The 16,412-nt window shown below is 62.7% G+C and carries 17 protein-coding genes and 1 tRNA gene; 9 read left to right on the forward strand and 9 right to left on the reverse strand.

Going from position 1 to position 16,412, the window contains the following annotated elements; translation table 11 throughout:
- The first annotated feature begins 8 nt into the window (after positions 1-8).
- Both ygfZ and K420_RS0113470 read left to right on the forward strand, forming a co-directional pair.
- Positions 9-1,025, forward strand: coding sequence for a CAF17-like 4Fe-4S cluster assembly/insertion protein YgfZ (gene ygfZ, locus K420_RS0113465; protein WP_027458522.1), 1,017 nt, complete (start codon positions 9-11; stop codon positions 1,023-1,025).
- Between the two features lie 10 nt (positions 1,026-1,035).
- Positions 1,036-1,785: an NRDE family protein gene (locus K420_RS0113470; RefSeq protein ID WP_027458523.1), complete on the forward strand. Its 750-nt coding sequence runs from the start codon at positions 1,036-1,038 to the stop codon at positions 1,783-1,785.
- Here K420_RS0113470 and K420_RS0113475 read toward each other — a convergent pair.
- From K420_RS0113475 to guaB, 5 genes are all read right to left on the reverse strand, one after another.
- Entirely contained in the window at positions 1,755-2,237 is a 483-nt protein-coding gene (locus K420_RS0113475; protein ID WP_027458524.1) for a L,D-transpeptidase, read from the reverse strand. The two genes, K420_RS0113470 and K420_RS0113475, sit on opposite strands and share 31 nt — an antisense overlap.
- Positions 2,234-2,692: a tRNA adenosine(34) deaminase TadA gene (tadA, locus tag K420_RS0113480; RefSeq protein WP_027458525.1), complete on the reverse strand. Its 459-nt coding sequence runs from the start codon at positions 2,690-2,692 to the stop codon at positions 2,234-2,236. The genes K420_RS0113475 and tadA overlap by 4 nt, the downstream gene beginning before the upstream one ends.
- Positions 2,689-3,795 carry a S1 family peptidase gene (locus K420_RS0113485; RefSeq protein WP_027458526.1) on the reverse strand — a complete coding sequence of 369 codons (1,107 nt, stop codon included), beginning with the start codon at positions 3,793-3,795 and terminating at the stop codon, positions 2,689-2,691. The genes tadA and K420_RS0113485 overlap by 4 nt, the downstream gene beginning before the upstream one ends.
- Positions 3,796-3,834: 39 nt before the next feature.
- On the reverse strand, positions 3,835-5,469 hold the full coding sequence (gene guaA / locus K420_RS0113490) for a glutamine-hydrolyzing GMP synthase (protein WP_035854825.1): 1,635 nt from the start codon (positions 5,467-5,469) through the stop codon (positions 3,835-3,837).
- A 75-nt stretch (positions 5,470-5,544) separates the two neighbouring features.
- Positions 5,545-7,008: an IMP dehydrogenase gene (guaB, locus tag K420_RS0113495; RefSeq protein ID WP_027458528.1), complete on the reverse strand. Its 1,464-nt coding sequence runs from the start codon at positions 7,006-7,008 to the stop codon at positions 5,545-5,547.
- 56 nt (positions 7,009-7,064) lie between these two features.
- On the opposite strand from guaB, the gene K420_RS0113500 reads away from it, so the two are divergent.
- Complete coding sequence (locus K420_RS0113500; protein ID WP_027458529.1) at positions 7,065-7,571, forward strand: DUF4124 domain-containing protein; 507 nt, start codon at positions 7,065-7,067, stop codon at positions 7,569-7,571.
- An 18-nt stretch (positions 7,572-7,589) separates the two neighbouring features.
- Here the strand turns inward: K420_RS0113500 and K420_RS0113505 are convergent, their stop codons facing one another.
- Positions 7,590-7,916, reverse strand: a complete 327-nt coding sequence (locus tag K420_RS0113505) for an RnfH family protein (protein ID WP_027458530.1) — start codon at positions 7,914-7,916, stop codon at positions 7,590-7,592.
- Positions 7,909-8,352: a type II toxin-antitoxin system RatA family toxin gene (locus K420_RS0113510; protein ID WP_027458531.1), complete on the reverse strand. Its 444-nt coding sequence runs from the start codon at positions 8,350-8,352 to the stop codon at positions 7,909-7,911. The genes K420_RS0113505 and K420_RS0113510 overlap by 8 nt, the downstream gene beginning before the upstream one ends.
- A gap of 59 nt (positions 8,353-8,411) precedes the next feature.
- On the opposite strand from K420_RS0113510, the gene smpB reads away from it, so the two are divergent.
- Positions 8,412-8,861, forward strand: coding sequence for an SsrA-binding protein SmpB (gene smpB, locus K420_RS0113515; RefSeq protein ID WP_027458532.1), 450 nt, complete (start codon positions 8,412-8,414; stop codon positions 8,859-8,861).
- Between the two features lie 55 nt (positions 8,862-8,916).
- A complete protein-coding gene (locus K420_RS0113520; RefSeq protein WP_035854827.1) occupies positions 8,917-9,555 on the forward strand; it encodes a response regulator transcription factor in 639 nt (212 codons plus the stop codon).
- Positions 9,556-9,561: 6 nt separating this feature from the next.
- Here the strand turns inward: K420_RS0113520 and K420_RS0113525 are convergent, their stop codons facing one another.
- Positions 9,562-9,984 (reverse strand): Hpt domain-containing protein, encoded by a 423-nt coding sequence (locus K420_RS0113525; RefSeq protein ID WP_157275101.1) that lies wholly within the window; start codon positions 9,982-9,984, stop codon positions 9,562-9,564.
- Positions 9,985-10,147: 163 nt separating this feature from the next.
- Positions 10,148-10,224 (reverse strand) — tRNA-Asp (locus K420_RS0113530).
- Between the two features lie 114 nt (positions 10,225-10,338).
- Between K420_RS0113530 and menD the strand changes: the two genes are divergently transcribed.
- Genes menD through K420_RS0113550 form a run of 4 tightly spaced genes read left to right on the forward strand, consistent with a single transcriptional unit; the run spans position 10,339 to position 16,388 of the window.
- A complete protein-coding gene (gene menD, locus K420_RS19050; protein ID WP_051453141.1) occupies positions 10,339-11,952 on the forward strand; it encodes a 2-succinyl-5-enolpyruvyl-6-hydroxy-3-cyclohexene-1-carboxylic-acid synthase in 1,614 nt (537 codons plus the stop codon).
- A 40-nt stretch (positions 11,953-11,992) separates the two neighbouring features.
- Entirely contained in the window at positions 11,993-12,838 is an 846-nt protein-coding gene (queF, locus tag K420_RS0113540; RefSeq protein ID WP_027458535.1) for an NADPH-dependent 7-cyano-7-deazaguanine reductase QueF, read from the forward strand.
- A gap of 59 nt (positions 12,839-12,897) precedes the next feature.
- Positions 12,898-15,435, forward strand: a complete 2,538-nt coding sequence (mutS, locus tag K420_RS0113545) for a DNA mismatch repair protein MutS (protein ID WP_408605886.1) — start codon at positions 12,898-12,900, stop codon at positions 15,433-15,435.
- On the forward strand, positions 15,432-16,388 hold the full coding sequence (locus K420_RS0113550; RefSeq protein ID WP_051453142.1) for a metallophosphoesterase: 957 nt from the start codon (positions 15,432-15,434) through the stop codon (positions 16,386-16,388). Before mutS ends, K420_RS0113550 begins: the two co-directional genes overlap by 4 nt.
- Positions 16,389-16,412: the final 24 nt, after the last annotated feature.

Below are 16,412 nucleotides of genomic sequence, written 5' to 3' on the forward strand. Positions count from 1 at the left end.
GAGCCTCCATGAACCCCCACTGGCGCAGCTTTCTGGAATCCGCCGAAGCTCTTTTCGACGGCGATTCGACTGAACTACTCAGCTTTGGCGATGCACCCGGCGAACTGCTGGCTGCCAGGCAGCAAACGATTGTCGTACCGCTCACCCATCTGGCGCTGATCGAGGCCAGCGGCGAAGACGCCAAGTCCTTCCTGCACAATCAATTAACCAGCGACGTCAATCACCTCGGCAAAGGCCTGGCACAACATGCCGGCTGGTGCACGGCAAAAGGCCGGATGCAGGCCAGTTTCCTGACCTGGCGCCAGGACGAACGCTATCTGCTGGCCCTTTCAGCCGATCTGCAGGAAGCCTCCCTGAAGCGGCTGCAGATGTTCGTTCTGCGCGCCAAGGTCAAGCTGGCGGCCCTGACCGATACCACTCTGATGCTTGGCGTTTCCGGCCCGCAGGCGGAAGAGTCCCTGGCCGACGCAGGATTGCCCTGCCCATCCACCCCACTGACCATGGCGATGCAGGACGAAACGACCGTCATCCGCCTCGATGATTCACGCCTGCTGATCGTCGCCCCGGAGTCGGCGATGGCCGGGCTGTGGCAGAAGCTGACCGTCAAGGCACGGCCGGCCGGCCTTCCTGCCTGGCGCTGGCTCGACATCCAGGCTGCCTTCCCGCTGGTCACGCTGGCCACCAAGGAAGAGTTCGTTCCGCAAATGGCCGATTTTGAAAAGATCGGCGGCGTCAGTTTCCACAAGGGCTGCTACCCGGGTCAGGAGGTTGTCGCGCGTACGCAATACCTCGGCAAGGTCAAGCGCCACCTCTTCCGGCTGACCAGTACCCAGGCACTCAAGCCCGGCGATGTCCTGCACTCGCCGGACAACCCGGACCAGTCCTGCGGCATGGTGATGACCGCCGCGCCCTCGCCGGCCGGTGGCTACGAGGCACTGGCCGTGGTGCAGTCCAATTACTCGGAAAACGTCCGCCTCGGCTCGCTCGACGGTCCGGTCGTCAAGGCAGTCGCCGTCAATCCCTGAGCCGGGCGGCATGTGCCTGATCGTCGTCGGCTGGCGGGTTCATCCCGACTACCCGCTGGTCGTCGCCGCCAACCGCGACGAGTTCTATGCCCGCCCGAGCACGCCCATCGGGCGCTGGCCGCAGGCGCCGCAAGTCATCGGTGGGCGTGACCTCGAAGCGGGCGGCACGTGGCTGGGTATCGCTGAAGGCGGTCGCTTTGCTGCCGTCACCAATGTCCGCGAACCAGGTATGGCGAAAGGAACCCTGTCGCGCGGCGAACTGACACGGAATTTCCTGGTTACGGATCTGCCGCCCAAGCACTACGCTGACACCATCGCCTACGCAGATTACTCGGGTTTCAACCTGCTGCTGGCCGACGGCGACACGCTGGTCTATTGCTCGAATCGCGACGGCGAGCCGCGCGCGTTGGCCCCCGGGGTCTACGGCTTATCCAACCACCTGCTCGACAGTCCGTGGCCGAAGTTGCTGGCGGCCCGCCAGGCTTTCTCCAAAGCCTTGCCAGGTTTGCCGGATACGGACGCGTTTTTCCGGATATTGGCCGACGAGCAGATCGTTGCCGACGAAAACCTGCCCAACACCGGCGTGCCGCTGGCCTGGGAACGCCTGCTGTCAGCCGTTTTCGTCAAGTCGGAAACCTATGGCACACGGGCATCCACGCTGACCTGGCTGCACCGCGACGGTGGCGTTACCATCCGGGAAAGGTGCTTTGGTCCCTATGGCCAGCCGCTTCAGTCCTCGGCAATTTCCACCGGGGAATAGCAGGGAACGAGGTCGAACAGTTCGACGATATCCGTGTTGCGCATGCGGATGCAGCCATGTGAGCCGGGAGTGCCCATTTCGGCGTGGTCCGGGCTGCCGTGGATGTAGATGTAGCGACGCATGGTATCGACGCATCCCAGCCGATTGAAGCCTGGCAGGCAGCCGGAAAGCCACAGGATACGCGTCAGGATCCAGTCGCGCCCGGGATATTGCTCGCCCAGTTCCGGCGTCCAGATTTCGCCGGTCGGGCGACGGCGGACAAATACGGTGTTTTCCGGCAAACCCGCGCCGATCTTGGCCCGGATGATGTGGCTGCCACGCGGCGTCCGGTAACTGCCGGAAAGCTCACCAACCCCGGCCAGGGCTGTCGACACCGGATATTCGCGCAGTAGATTGCCCTCGTCATCGAGCACCTGCATGCGCTGGCGCCCCACCGAGACATGCAGTTTCATGATGCTTTCCGGCGTCGGCTGGCAAAGAAGGCCGACAGCAACGCGCTGCATTCATCGGCCAACACACCGCCCTCCACCGTCGCGTGGTGGTTCAGGCGCTCGACGCCGAACAGGTCGACCACACTGCCGTGCACGCCGGTCTTGGGGTCTCGTGCCCCGTAAATGACACGGCTGATCCGCGAATGCATGATGGCCCCGGCACACATCGCGCACGGTTCGAGGGTAACGAACAATTCGCACCCCGGCAGACGGTAGTTGCCCAGATTGCGTGCCGCATCGCGCAAGGCTGCGATTTCGGCATGGGCGGTCGGGTCGTTCTCGCCGATCGGCGTATTGAAGCCACGCCCGACAATGAGTCCCTCGCGGACCACGATGGCTCCGACCGGCACTTCACCCAGGCATTCGGCTGCGCGCGCCAGCGAAATCGCCTCGCGCATGAAAAATTCATCGTTCATCGTCTCAACATGGCCGGATCGTATTGCGCCGGTGCCAGGCCAATCGGCACCATCGGTTTGTAAAGTACCTTCTTCGCGGTTTCGGCAGTCAGGGACATGCATTCACCGCCGCCGCCACGGAATATCCGGCCGGCTGACGTGATGCCGATCAGTTGCCCCTTGTCGTCGAACAGCGGGCCACCGGAAACGCCTGGCCGACAGTAGTTCGAAGTGACCAGGACTTCCATGCCCAGCGGCATTTCGCGCCGGATAAGCGTGCCGGATGACCAGGTCAGCCCTTCGTTGCCCGGAAAACTGACGGTATGCGTCGGTGCGCCCGGATCAAGCGACTCGGATCGGCCCCATTCCGCGATGTAGGGCGGTGCGCCGGGAGCACTCAGAACACAGATATCCTCGTCGTCCTCCAGCTTGGCGTACTTGTCCACCTTCGCCCGCTCATGCGTGGCGCTGTTGATGACGATCAGGCCGCTCATCGCATTACCGGCGACGACATGGCAATTAGTCAAGATCCGGTCCGGCGCCACCATGACACCCGAGCCACGGCTCCTGCCACCCACCACCAGATAGGTCGTCCAGGCCAGGTAGGCGGCATCGAAGCCGGGCTTACGGTCCGGGCGAACAAAGCGTACCTGGGTTTCACGAGCCTGGCGAACGATCGGTTCAGGTGCCATCGCCGTTGGCGGCGACGGCACCATGGCCTGCTGCATGACCGGCGTTTCTTCGGCTGGCATTGCAACCGGCGCCATGTCGCCCCCCTGCCCCACTACCGCCCCTTCCGGCTGAGCCGGCTTGGGCTGCGTGGTCTGGTAGTACCCCACGGCAATCAAGGCGAGGCTGGCCAATCCCAGCCAACGCCAGCCACGCCCCGATGTGGCTTGAATCCGTCCTGCCTGCTCCGCTTCTGCGCTCTGGCTCACCTGCAACTGGCGGTCGTAGGCCGCCCGACGCTGCGGGTCGATCAACGCAGCATGAGCTGCGGCAATGGCTTTCTGGAAGTCGCCGTTATTCGGAAATTCAGCAGCAAGGCGGTGATAGGCCGCCTCGATCTGCTCAGGAGTGGCCTGCGGCGAAGGCAGGCCAAGGGTCTGGTAATGGCTTTTCATACCGTAAGCATACCAGCCGGCTGATGACCACGCGCCCGATTACTCCCACTCGATCGTCGCCGGCGGTTTGCCGGAAACGTCATATACGACACGGTTCAGGCCGCGCACTTCGTTGATGATGCGGTTCGACACACGGCCAAGCAACTCGTACGGCAGGTGTGCCCAGTGGGCAGTCATGAAATCGCTGGTCACTACGGCGCGCAGGGCGACGACATTTTCGTAGGTCCGGCCATCACCCATCACGCCGACGCTCTTGACCGGCAGGAAGACGGCGAAGGCCTGGCTGGTCAGGTCGTACCAGCTCTTGCCAATATCCTTTTCGCTACACAGGCCGGCAGCCGCATCGCGCTCGGTGGCATGCGTCGCGCGCAGTTCATCGATGAAGATGGCATCGGCACGCTGCAGCAGACTGGCCGACTCGCGCTTGACCTCACCGAGGATGCGCACCCCGAGGCCGGGACCGGGGAAGGGATGGCGATAGACCATCTCGCGTGGCAGACCGAGGGCGACACCGAGTTCGCGGACCTCGTCCTTGAACAGTTCGCGCAGCGGTTCAAGCAGCTTCAGGTGCATGTCTTCCGGCAGGCCGCCGACATTGTGGTGGCTCTTGATGGTATGGGCGCCCTTCTTGTTCTTGCCGGCCGATTCGATCACATCCGGATAGATGGTGCCCTGGGCCAGCCACTTGGCAGACGTCAGTTTCTTCGATTCGGCCTGGAAGACTTCGACGAACTCCTTGCCGATGATCTTACGCTTCTGCTCGGGATCGGAGACACCCGCCAGCTTGCCCATGAACTGATCGACGGCATCGACGCGGATGACCTTGACGCCAAGGTTGCGGGCGAACATGTCCATGACCATGTCACCCTCGTTCAGACGCAGCAGGCCGTGATCGACGAAGACGCAGCTCAACTGATCGCCGATCGCCTTGTGGATCAGCGCTGCAGCAACGCTGGAATCGACGCCCCCTGAAAGGCCGAGGATGACTTCCTCATCGCCCACCTGACGCTGGATGGCATCGACCGCTTCGGCGATGTAGTCGCCCATCACCCAGTCGGTACCGCAGCCGCAGATGCCATGCACGAAACGCTCGAGAATGGCCCGCCCCTGCATGGTGTGCGTCACTTCCGGGTGGAACTGCACGGCGTAGAACTTGCGGCTTTCGTCGGCCATCGCGGCGATCGGGCACGAGGCGGTCGAGGCCATCTTGATGAAGCCCGATGGCAGTTCCATAACCGAATCGCCGTGGCTCATCCAGACCTTCAGCATGCCGTGGCCTTCCGGACTGTAGAAGTCGGCGATGTCATTCAGCAGCGCAGTATGGCCGTGGGCGCGGACTTCCGAATAACCGAATTCGCGCGCCTTGCCGGCGGCCTCGGCGGTCATCACCTTGCCGCCCAGTTGCTGGGCCATGGTCTGCATGCCGTAGCAGATGCCGAGCACCGGAATCCCGAGCTCGAAAACGACATCCGGCGCGCGCGGCGTATCGCCTTCGGTCACGGAACTCGGTCCGCCGGACAGGATGATACCCTTGGCGCCATAGTTGCGAATGAAATCTTCCGATACATCGTAGGGATGGATTTCGCAGAAGACCTTGGCTTCGCGGACGCGGCGGGCAATCAGTTGGGTGACCTGGGAACCGAAGTCGAGGATGAGGATTTTCTGGTGGCTCATGGAAACAATCCGGAAAACGGTGGGCTTGAATGAAAAAGGCGGCTCACCGAGCCGCCCTGTGCCGAATCCGACCGATCAGTCGAGATGATAGTTCGGCGCTTCCTTGGTGATCTGCACATCGTGCACGTGGGATTCGCGGATGCCGGCCGAGGTGATCTCGACGAAGCAGGCCTGTTCGTGCATCTGGGCGATGGTAGCGCAGCCGAGGTAGCCCATCGAGGAGCGCAGGCCGCCCATCAGTTGATGAATCACGGCGAGTACCGAGCCCTTGTAGGGAACGCGGCCTTCGATGCCCTCGGGCACGAACTTGTCCACGTTTGCCGTGGCTTCCTGGAAATAGCGATCGCTCGAACCGGCCTGCATGGCGCCCAACGAGCCCATGCCGCGGTAGGACTTGTAGGAGCGCCCCTGGAAGAGTTCGACCTCACCCGGCGCCTCCTCGGTACCAGCAAAGAGGCCGCCGAGCATGACGGTATCGGCACCGGCAGCGATCGCCTTGGCAATGTCTCCGGAGTAGCGGATACCGCCGTCGGCGATCATCGGCACGCCAGTTCCCTTCAGGGATTCGGACACGTTCTGGATGGCGGTGATCTGCGGCACGCCAACACCGGCCACGATACGGGTGGTGCAGATCGAGCCAGGGCCAATACCGACCTTGACGCCATCGGCACCCATGTCGACCAGCGCCCGCGCCGCGTCGGCCGTCGCGATATTGCCGCCGATAACCTCGATTTGCGGAAAATTCTTCTTGACCCACTTGACGCGATCCAGCACACCTTGCGAGTGGCCATGCGCCGTATCGACAACGACGACATCGACACCAGCCTCGGCCAGCAGTTCGACGCGCTCCTCGGTGCCGGCACCAACGCCAACCGCCGCACCGGCGCGCAGACGCCCGGAAGCATCCTTGTTGGCCAGCGGGTGTTCGGTAGACTTGAGGATGTCCTTGACAGTGATCAGACCGCGCAGATGGAACTCATCGTCAATGACCAGGACACGCTCCAGACGATGCGTACGGATCAACTCCTTGGCCTCTTCGACGCTGGCGCCTTCCTTGACCGTGACCAGGCGCTTCTTCGGGGTCATGATCGACTTGACCGGCTGATCAAGATTGGTCTCGAAACGCAGGTCGCGGTTGGTGACGATGCCGACCACCTTCCCCGCCTTATCGATTACCGGCAGACCGGAAATGCGGTACTGCCGGGTGATTTCAAGAACATCGCGCACCGTCATCATCGGCGAGACGGTAATCGGGTCCTTCAGGATGCCGGACTCGAAACGCTTGACTTTGGCGACTTCGGCCGCCTGGGCCTTCGCTGTCAGGTTCTTGTGAATGATGCCGATTCCACCCTCCTGGGCCAGCGCAATGGCCAGTCGGCCTTCCGTCACGGTATCCATGGCGGCCGAGAGCAGCGGCAGGTTCAGGGTAATGTTGCGGGTCAGCCGGGTGGCCAGGCTAACGTCGCGCGGGAGGACTTGAGAATGTGCAGGGACGAGAAGGACGTCGTCGAAAGTAAGGGCTTTTTGCAGCAGTCGCATGGCCTTTGATCCAAGGTCACAAAATCGTATTATACAGAAAAGCCAAGGAAACCCAGATGACCTCGAACACCCTTCTTGTTTGTGTAGTTGCCACTGCCCTGTCAAGCCTAGGGAGTGCAGCACACGCCGAAACCTTTCAATGGAAGGATAGCAACGGCCAAACCATCATTTCCGACACACCACCGCCGGCCACCGCCAAGAACCGCCGCTCCATCGGAGGGCAGCAACCCAGCGTGGTAAGCGAAAAGCCGGTCGAAAAAGCGGCTGACGGCGCAAAAACGGCTGCTGCAGCAGGGCCGAAAACGACTGCTGAAAAGGACATGGAGTTCAAGAAGCGCCAGCAGGAAGCCAAGGAAAAAGCCGACAAGCAGGCCAAGGAAGAGGCTGCCACGGCCGAGAAGCGGGAAAACTGCGAACGAGCCAAGCGCAACCTGACCGCGCTGGAAAACAATCAGCCGATGGTCACACTGGATGAAAACGGCCAACGCAAGGTGCTGGATACCACGCTGCGTCAGCAGGAAATCGAACGCGCCCAGCGGGTCATCGCCGAAACCTGCCAGTAAGCCAACCGGCTTGGCGGTTCAGCCTTCCGAGGCGTCGGCATCACCGGCGCCTTTTTTCATGACCTTCCCTTCCGCCGCACGCTGCTTGCGGACTTCCTTCGGGTCGGCGATCAGCGGCCGGTAGATCTCGATCCTGTCCCTGTCGCGCAGAACGGCATCGAGCTTGGACAACTTGTTCCAGATACCGAACTTGTTTTTCTTGGTGTCGATTTCCGGGTACTTGGCCAACAGACCCGAGGACTCCAGGCCTTGTTGCAGCGTGGCCCCTTCCGGCAAGCGGACACGAACCACTTCCTGCTTGTCGCGCATGGCGTAGCAGACTTCGATATTCAACGTTTCAGCCATGGGCGACTCCGTAAACGTGGTTAGCCCGACGCACGAAGGCATCGACGAAGGTGTTGGCAATGTGGCTGAAGACCGGGCCAATGACCTTTTCGAACAACTTGCTGGAAAATTCGTAATGCAGCCGGAATTCGATCTTGCAGGCATTCTCGGCGAGAGCCTTGAAATGCCAAGTCCCTTCCAGTCGGCGGAATGGACCGTCAACCAGGCGGATATTCATCGAATTCGGGAAAACCTTGTCGTTTTCGGTGGTAAATGACGATTTCACCGCGTGGTAATTGATGTGCAAAGTTCCCACCGTCTTCATCGCATCGCGAAATTTGACTTCGGTGTGGCTGCACCACGGCAGAAAGGCCGGGTAGTCCTCGCAACGATCCACCAGCTCGAACATGCGTTCGGCCGATTGTTCGATCAATACTGTCTTTTCAACCAGAGCCATGCAGCGGCAGTGCATCCTGAATCCTGTAGAATCGCAATTTTAATGGATCGCCAGGCAGCATGAGCATTACGGTCAATAAAAAAGCCTTTCACGACTACTTCGTCGAGGACAAGTACGAGGCTGGAATCGTCCTTGAAGGCTGGGAGGTGAAGGCCATTCGTGCCGGCCGGATGAACATCAAGGAATCCTACGTCATCATCAAGGGGGGCGAGTTGTTCCTGATCGGCATGCACATCACCCCCTTGACCACCGCCTCGACCCATAACCGGCATGATCCGACACGCACCCGCAAGTTGCTGCTGCACGCCCATGAAATCAGCAAGCTGATCGGCAAGGTCGAACGCGCCGGCTACGCGCTGGTGCCCCTCGACCTGCATTTCCTGCGTGGCCGCATCAAGCTGGAGATTGGTCTGGCCAAGGGCAAGAAGCAGCACGACAAGCGCGCCGCCACGATGGAAAAGGACACGAAGCGCGAGGCGCAGCGGGCCATGAAGGAACACCAGCGATAACCGTTTGCCGCAATCGGCGCATAATGTATTTCGTCGGAGTTCATGAGGTTCGGCCATGAATAACACTATTCGCATCATTCTCGCCGACGACCAGTTGCTGATTCGGGCGGGTATCCATGCCCTGCTGGATTCCTTGCCGGAGTGTGAACTCGTCGCCGAATGCAGCGATGGTCATCAGGCGATCGCCGCCGTCCTGCAACATAAGCCGGATGTCATCCTGCTCGACATCGCGATGCCGGGCCCGACGGGGATCGAAGTCGCTCGGGCCATTCGCCTGGTAGATCAGGAAACCCGCATCCTGATGCTGTCGAGCATCGATCGCCGGGAAACCATCGAAGAAGCCATGCAGGCTGGGGCCGATGGCTATTTGCTCAAAGACTTCGTGCTGGCCGAACTGCTCGCGGCACTGGCTGCCGTCCGCAACGGCCAGCGCTATCTCTCACCACGTATCGAGCAGTTGCGTCTTGAGCCGACAGCGAGCGGCAATCCTGCCAGCAAGACGCTGCTCACCGCCCGCCAACTGGAAGTCTTGCGCATGGTGGCCTCAGGGAAAACAACCAAGGAAATCGCCCGCTTGCTATGCATCAGCCCGAAAACCGTCGAGTTTCATCGCGGCCGGCTAATGGAACGGATCGGTGCGCACGACGTCACCGGATTGACCCGTTTTGCGCTTCAGAACGGGGTGCTCTGCTAGGACAGCCTACGGGCTTCGCAGATGGTCTTGGCCGGCCTTGCCGGCGAGGAAATTGCGCATCTCCGACGCCATGCAATGCAGGCAATTGGCGAGCGTGTCGGCCATGGTCCGCCAGTCCTCACGGCCGTCGAGAGGGTTCCCGTTCTCAAGGTGCCGGCGCAGCGAATCCTCGAAACCTCGCGCCAGATCGACACAGCGCTGCCCTGAAAAGAGTACGCAACCACTGCGGATGTCGTGGAGGGCATTGCGCAAGGCAACCGGGTCACCGGCATCCAGCGCCGCATACATGCGCTGGCAGAGAAGCGGGTAATTCTCCAGGAACATGGCAACCAGACGCATGGCGGTCGCCTCGTTGCGACCGAGCGTGACCATCAGGTAGTCAAGGTTGCAAAAGCTCTCGCTCTGCTGATGACGACCTTCGTTTGACATAAGCTTCCCTGGACTTCTTGGTATTGTTTGGTCATAGCTTATAGGGAAGGTTAGTGTCGGATGAACTGGGCTTTACCCTAGGCCTGCTTGGGCTTTATCGGGAATTCGCCGGTGCTGAAAAGCAAAAACCCGCAAGCTGGGCTTACGGGTTTTGAGCAGTGACTGGCGGAGTGGACGGGACTCGAACCCGCGACCCCCGGCGTGACAGGCCGGTATTCTAACCGACTGAACTACCACTCCGCGTCGGGCTCCCCGCCGGCTGGCGGAAAGCGGAGCGAATAATAGCACGGGCCAGCGCGTTCGCGTGCAGGATAGCGACTACAATTCCCTATTTTCAGCGGCACAGATGAAAACATGACCGATACCGGCTCCCTCAACCTTGACTGGGCACACGCCCTGATCGCCGGTTTTGTCGCTGCCGGTACGCGCGAGGCAATCATTTCGCCCGGTTCGCGCTCGACACCGCTCGCCCTTGCCATGCTGCGCCAGCCCGGTCTGCGCTGCCACATCGCCGTCGATGAGCGCAGTGCCGCCTTCTTCGCGCTCGGCATTGCCAAAGTGCAACGGCAACCAGCACTGCTCCTCGCCACCTCTGGCACGGCCCCGGCCAACTGGCTGCCAGCCGTCATCGAGGCCAGCCAGTCCGGCGTTCCGCTGATCGCCTTGTCGGCTGACCGGCCGCCGGAACTGCATGCCTGTGGCGCCAACCAGACGGTCCCCCAGATCGGCATGTTCGCCCCGTGGGTTCGTGCCGGGCATGCGCTGGGCGCGCCGCATGCCGGTTTCGACCCCGGCTACCTGCACCGCCTGGCAACCCAGGCGGTCGAACAGGCCATTTGGCCTTACCCCGGCCCGGTGCATATCAACCAGCCTTTTCGCGAACCGCTGCTGCCGGCCGATCCGCAGATCACCAACGACGAACCGGGGCCGGTCACGCACCACTTCCCGAAATTGGCCCTCGATACCGGGCTAATGTCCGAGCTGGCCGAACGCATTGCCGGTCGCCCCGGCGTCATCATCTGCGGCGAGACGCCCGCCGATCCGGGGCTGGCGCCGGCCGTTACCGCCCTCGCCCGCCGGCTGGCCTGCCCGATCCTGGCCGAACCCATGTCCGGGCTGCGCTTCGGCCGGCATGACCGGTCGCACCTCTGTGTCCGCTACAACCGCTGGCTGGCAGATGCTGGCGAGCGGCAGATCGCCCGGCCGGAATGGATCATCCGCATCGGGGCCTTCCCGGTCACCCGCCACCTGCAGAATTTCGCTTCGGCCACCACGGCGACTCATGTCGTGTTCGACCCGTGGCCGCGCTGGATCGACCCACCGCACCGCATCACCCATCTCGTCCGCGGCGAACCGGCCGATCTCTGCGCTGCACTGGCTGAACAGGCGCCATCCCCGGCGCCGGCCGGCTGGTTGGAAGCCTTTATGACCGAGGAGCGCCGTACTGCGGCCAGTGCCGAAGCGAGCCACATCACGGCGGTGCTCGACGAAATCCCTGACGGTGGCGCCCTCTTCGTGGGGAACTCGCTCGCCATCCGACAACTCGATTCATTCTCCGGCGTCTCCGACAAGACCTTGCACTGTCACGCTAACCGTGGCGCCAGCGGCATCGACGGCAATATTTCAACGGCGGCCGGCATTGCGGCGGCCCATGGCCGAACGGTCGCCCTGCTCGGTGATCTGACCTGCCAGCATGATCTGGGCGGGCTGGCCCTGGCGCGTGGCCGCGATCTCGTGATCGTCACGGTCAATAATAACGGCGGCGGTATTTTCGACCACTTGCCGCAACGTACCTTGCCCGAATTCGAGCAGGGCTGGCGCACGCCGCAGGCGGTGGATTTTGGCCACGCTGCCCGGGCTTTCGGCATCGACTATGCACAGGTCGACGTTCACGACGCGCTGCGCCTGGCACTCCATAACGCGCTGCAAGCCGGCGGCCCGCACCTGATCGAACTACGGCAGCACTAGACGGCATCGCCCAGCGGGCAAGCAGGTAAAATCCGGCCCCATGACGACCCACACCATTCCCGACCCTAGCCATGCCTCGCCGCTGGGCAAGGCGACGTCCTACCAGAGCCACTACGCGCCGGAACTGCTCTACCCGATTCCGCGCCAGTTGAAGCGCCGCGAAATCGGCATCGATGATGCCGCCCTGCCCTTCGTTGGCGAAGACCTGTGGAACGCCTACGAGCTCTCCTGGCTGACCCCCAAGGGCAAGCCAATGGTCGCCGTCGGCACCTTTCGCGTGCCAGTCGACAGCCCGAACCTGATCGAGTCGAAATCCTTCAAGCTCTACCTCAACTCCTTCAACCAGACCCGCTTTGACTCGGTCGAGGCCGTGGCGGAGATCATGACCCGCGACCTCTCGGCCACCGCCGGGCGCCCGGTCATCGTTGCGCTGCAACCGCTTTCCACCGCACCGACGGCAAGCCTGGGCACACCTGCGGGTACGCTGATCGATGAGCTCGACATCGCCTGCGACCGCTACCAGCCGGCCCCCGAACTGCTCGCCACCCGGCCCGGCGAGGCAGTCGAGGAAACCCTGTATTCCCACCTGCTCAAGTCCAACTGCCTGGTCACCGGCCAGCCGGACTGGGCCATGGTCGTCGTGCGCTATCGGGGCCAGCCCATCGACCGCGCCGGGCTGCTGCGTTATATCGTCTCCTTCCGCGAGCACAACGAATTCCACGAGCAGTGCGTCGAGCGCATCTTCAGCGACATCCAGCGCCACTGCCACCCCGATGCGCTGGCTGTTTACGCCCGCTATACCCGGCGCGGCGGCCTCGACATCAACCCCTTCCGCAGCAGCGGCGAGTTCGGTGCGCCGGATAACACCCGCGAAATCCGGCAATAAGTTCCCCAAGACACATGGCAAAAGAAGCAAAAAACGAACAGCCCAAGCACACGCCCATGATGGTTCAGTACTTGGCGCTCAAGGCCAAGCACCCGAACACCCTGCTGTTTTACCGGATGGGCGATTTCTACGAGCTTTTCTACGAAGACGCCGAAAAAGCCGCGCGTCTGCTCGACATTACGCTGACCACGCGTGGCCAGTCGGCCGGGGTGCCGATCAAGATGTGTGGCGTGCCCTTTCATTCGCTGGAACCCTACCTTGCCCGGCTGGTCAAACTCGGCGAATCAGCCGTCATCTGCGAACAGATCGGCGACCCGGCAACCAGCAAGGGGCCGGTCGAGCGGGCCGTGGCGCGCATCGTCACGCCGGGCACGCTGACCGATGCGGCGCTGATCGACGACAAGCAGGACATCTGGCTGCTCGCCGTTGCGACACAGCGCAACACGGCCGGCATCGCCCGCCTGAACCTGTCGAGCGGCGAATTCATCCTGATCGAAGTGCCGGCCGAGCAGATTCCCGCCACGCTGGAGCGCGTTCGCCCGGCGGAAATCCTCTACCCGGAGAGCTGGACGCCCAATTTCAACCTCGATGTAGCCCGCACCCGCCAGCCGGACTGGTATTTCGACTACGACTCGGCGCGCCGCCTGCTCTGCGACCAATTCGAAGTGGCCTCGCTGGCCGGCTTCGGCGCCGAGGGCCTGAAGCCCGCCATTGCCGCAGCCGGTGCGCTGCTGCAGTACGCCCAGGCAACGCAATCCGGCAAGTTGCCGCACCTGCGTGGCCTGACGGTAGAACTGGAAGGCGCCTACCTGGGACTGGACCTCGCCACCCGGCGCAACCTCGAACTCACCGAAACCTTGCGCGGCCAGCCGTCGCCGACCTTGTTCTCGCTGCTCGACAACTGCGTGACCAGCATGGGTTCCCGCCTGTTGCGCCACACGCTGCACCACCCGCTGCGCGAGCGCGACATTCCCGCCCTGCGCCATGGCGCCGTCGAAGGCCTGCTCGACGACTATGGCCGCCTGGCCGGTGAGGTGCGCAAGGCCTTGCGCGGCATCGCCGACATCGAGCGCATCGCCGGCCGCATCGCGCTGCGCAATGCGCGGCCGCGCGACCTGGCGAGCCTGCGCGAATCGCTCGCCCGCCTGCCGGCGTTGCGTGCACCGCTGATGGCGCAACCTGCCCCGCTGCTCACCCAGCTATTTGCCGAACTGGAGACGCCGGAAGCCGCGCTGGCCCTGCTGGTCCGCGCCATTGCCGCCGAACCAGGCGCCCAGGTGCGCGATGGAGGGGTTATCGCACCGGGCTACGATCCTGATCTCGACGAACTGCGCTCGCTGAACGACAACTGCGGCGCCTTCCTGATCGACATGGAAGCCCGCGAACGCGAGCGCACCGGCATTGCCAGCCTCAAGGTCGAGTACAACAAGGTGCATGGCTTCTATATCGAAGTCACGCACGCCAACGTCGACAAGATTCCCGACGATTACCGTCGTCGGCAAACCTTGAAGAATGCCGAGCGCTACATCACGCCGGAGCTCAAGGCCTTCGAGGACAAGGCGCTGTCGGCACAGGAACGCTCGCTGGCCCGGGAGAAGCTGCTTTATGAGCAGATCCTCGACGCCCTGCTGCCCGTGGTGCCGACCTTGCAGACCATCGCCCGCGCCGTCGCCCAGCTCGACCTGCTGGCCGGCTTTGCCGAATCGGCCCTCAAGCGCAACTGGTGCAAGCCGCAATTCGCCGCTGAAACGCAGCTGAACATCGTCAACGGCCGCCACCCGGTAGTCGAGAACGAGCTGGCGCAGAGTGCCGAAACCTTCATCGCCAATGACTGCCTGCTGGCCGACAACCGCCGACTGTTGTTGATCACCGGCCCGAACATGGGCGGTAAATCAACCTACATGCGCCAGGTGGCGCTGATCGCCCTGCTCGCCCACCTCGGCAGCTACGTGCCGGCCGAATCCTGCGTACTCGGCCCGCTCGACCGCATCTTTACCCGCATCGGCGCTTCCGACGACCTCGCTTCCGGCCGTTCGACCTTCATGGTCGAAATGACCGAAGCAGCGGCCATCCTGCACCATGCAACGAATCAAAGCCTGGTCCTGATGGACGAAATCGGCCGCGGCACCTCGACTTTCGACGGCATGGCGCTCGCCTTCGCCATCCTGCGCCATCTGGTCGAAAAGAACCGTAGCCTGACCCTGTTTGCCACGCACTACTTCGAGCTGACCCGCCTGTCGCACGAGTATTCGGAACTGGCCAACGTGCACCTCGGTGCGGTCGAGCATAACGACCGCATTGTCTTCATGCACGCCGTCGAAGAAGGGCCAGCCAACCAGAGTTACGGTATCCAGGTCGCCGCGCTGGCCGGCATTCCGACCGCCGTGGTGCGAGCGGCCCGCAAGCAGTTGCGCGAATTCGAGCAGCGCGCCGCCGTCGATCCACTGCAGCCGGACCTCTTCGCCCAGGGTGAGCCGGAACCGGCCGCCGCCGAGCCGCATCCAGTGGTCGACCGCCTGGCGGCGATCGACCCGGACAGCCTGACACCACGCGAGGCGCTCGATGCCCTGTATGCGCTGAAAGGGCTGCTCGGGTGAGTGTCCGGCGCCCATCGCGAAGCAGCCGCGTCGCCCGCCTGCTCGGCGGGCTACTCCTGGCTGCAGCCCTGCAGGGTGCAACGGCCGAAACCTGGCGTTTTGCACTGATCGGCGACACGCCCTATTCGGACAACGAACGGGCCGAGCTACCGAAAATGCTGTCGGCTATCGCCGACCGGCATGTCGCGTTCATTGCCCATGTCGGCGATTTCAAATCGGGCTCCAGCCGATGCGACGATGCGCTGTTCGAGGATCGCTACAAGTTGTTCCAGAACAGTCGCGTCCCCTTCATTCTCATGCCGGGCGACAACGAGTGGAGTGACTGCGATCGGCTGAGCAACGGGGCTTATGACCCGCTCGAACGTCTGGCCAAGCTGCGCCGCCTGTTCTGGGAGGACGCCTTCTCACTCGGCAAGACACAGCTGCCGCTCGAACGCCAGGCCGGAAACTACCCGGAGCATGCGCGCTTCCGCCTCGGCCCGGTGCTGTTCGTCACGCTGAACCTGCCGGGTGGCAACAACAACTGGGGACTGACCGGCGAACCCCGCCCAGAGTTCGTTGCCCGCAACCCGGTCGTCCTCGCCTGGTTGCGCGACAGCTTCGAGATGGCGAGGCGCGAGAAACTGGCGGGGATTGTCCTGCTTTTCCAGGCCAACCCGGGCTTCACACATTTTGCCCAAGGCCTGGCGCATCGCGGCTATCGCGAATTCCTGACCATCCTGCAGGAAGAAACCGAGCGCTTCCCCGGCCAGGTCGTGGCCGTCCATGGCGATACGCACATCAGCCGCATCGACCAGCCGTTGCGCGACCATCATGGACGCACCAACTTCCGCTTCACCCGAGTTGAAACCCATGGTTATCCCCTGATGGGCTGGACGCTGGGCATCATCGACACCGAGCGCCCCACGCTGTTCCGCTTCGAAACCTACCCCTGGCCAGACCGGAACCCGTAAAAAAACCTGCCGAAGCAGGTTTTT

The sequence above is a fragment of the Dechloromonas agitata is5 genome (assembly GCF_000519045.1).
In the GTDB taxonomy this organism is placed as follows: domain Bacteria; phylum Pseudomonadota; class Gammaproteobacteria; order Burkholderiales; family Rhodocyclaceae; genus Azonexus; species Azonexus agitatus.

Excerpts from the sequence above, each read along its gene's own strand:
- ygfZ (WP_027458522.1), top strand. The coding sequence starts at position 9 with ATGAACCCCCACTGGCGCAGCTTTCTGGAATCCGCCGAAGCTCTTTTC.
- menD (WP_051453141.1), top strand. The coding sequence starts at position 10,339 with ATGACCGATACCGGCTCCCTCAACCTTGACTGGGCACACGCCCTGATC.
- tadA (WP_027458525.1), bottom strand. The coding sequence starts at position 2,692 with ATGAACGATGAATTTTTCATGCGCGAGGCGATTTCGCTGGCGCGCGCA.
- K420_RS0113470 (WP_027458523.1), top strand. The coding sequence starts at position 1,036 with ATGTGCCTGATCGTCGTCGGCTGGCGGGTTCATCCCGACTACCCGCTG.
- smpB (WP_027458532.1), top strand. The coding sequence starts at position 8,412 with ATGAGCATTACGGTCAATAAAAAAGCCTTTCACGACTACTTCGTCGAG.
- guaB (WP_027458528.1), bottom strand. The coding sequence starts at position 7,008 with ATGCGACTGCTGCAAAAAGCCCTTACTTTCGACGACGTCCTTCTCGTC.
- K420_RS0113475 (WP_027458524.1), bottom strand. The coding sequence starts at position 2,237 with ATGAAACTGCATGTCTCGGTGGGGCGCCAGCGCATGCAGGTGCTCGAT.
- K420_RS0113485 (WP_027458526.1), bottom strand. The coding sequence starts at position 3,795 with ATGAAAAGCCATTACCAGACCCTTGGCCTGCCTTCGCCGCAGGCCACT.
- queF (WP_027458535.1), top strand. The coding sequence starts at position 11,993 with ATGACGACCCACACCATTCCCGACCCTAGCCATGCCTCGCCGCTGGGC.
- K420_RS0113525 (WP_157275101.1), bottom strand. The coding sequence starts at position 9,984 with ATGTCAAACGAAGGTCGTCATCAGCAGAGCGAGAGCTTTTGCAACCTT.
- K420_RS0113510 (WP_027458531.1), bottom strand. The coding sequence starts at position 8,352 with ATGGCTCTGGTTGAAAAGACAGTATTGATCGAACAATCGGCCGAACGC.
- mutS (WP_408605886.1), top strand. The coding sequence starts at position 12,898 with ATGGTTCAGTACTTGGCGCTCAAGGCCAAGCACCCGAACACCCTGCTG.
- K420_RS0113505 (WP_027458530.1), bottom strand. The coding sequence starts at position 7,916 with ATGGCTGAAACGTTGAATATCGAAGTCTGCTACGCCATGCGCGACAAG.
- K420_RS0113500 (WP_027458529.1), top strand. The coding sequence starts at position 7,065 with ATGACCTCGAACACCCTTCTTGTTTGTGTAGTTGCCACTGCCCTGTCA.
- K420_RS0113520 (WP_035854827.1), top strand. The coding sequence starts at position 8,917 with ATGAATAACACTATTCGCATCATTCTCGCCGACGACCAGTTGCTGATT.
- guaA (WP_035854825.1), bottom strand. The coding sequence starts at position 5,469 with ATGAGCCACCAGAAAATCCTCATCCTCGACTTCGGTTCCCAGGTCACC.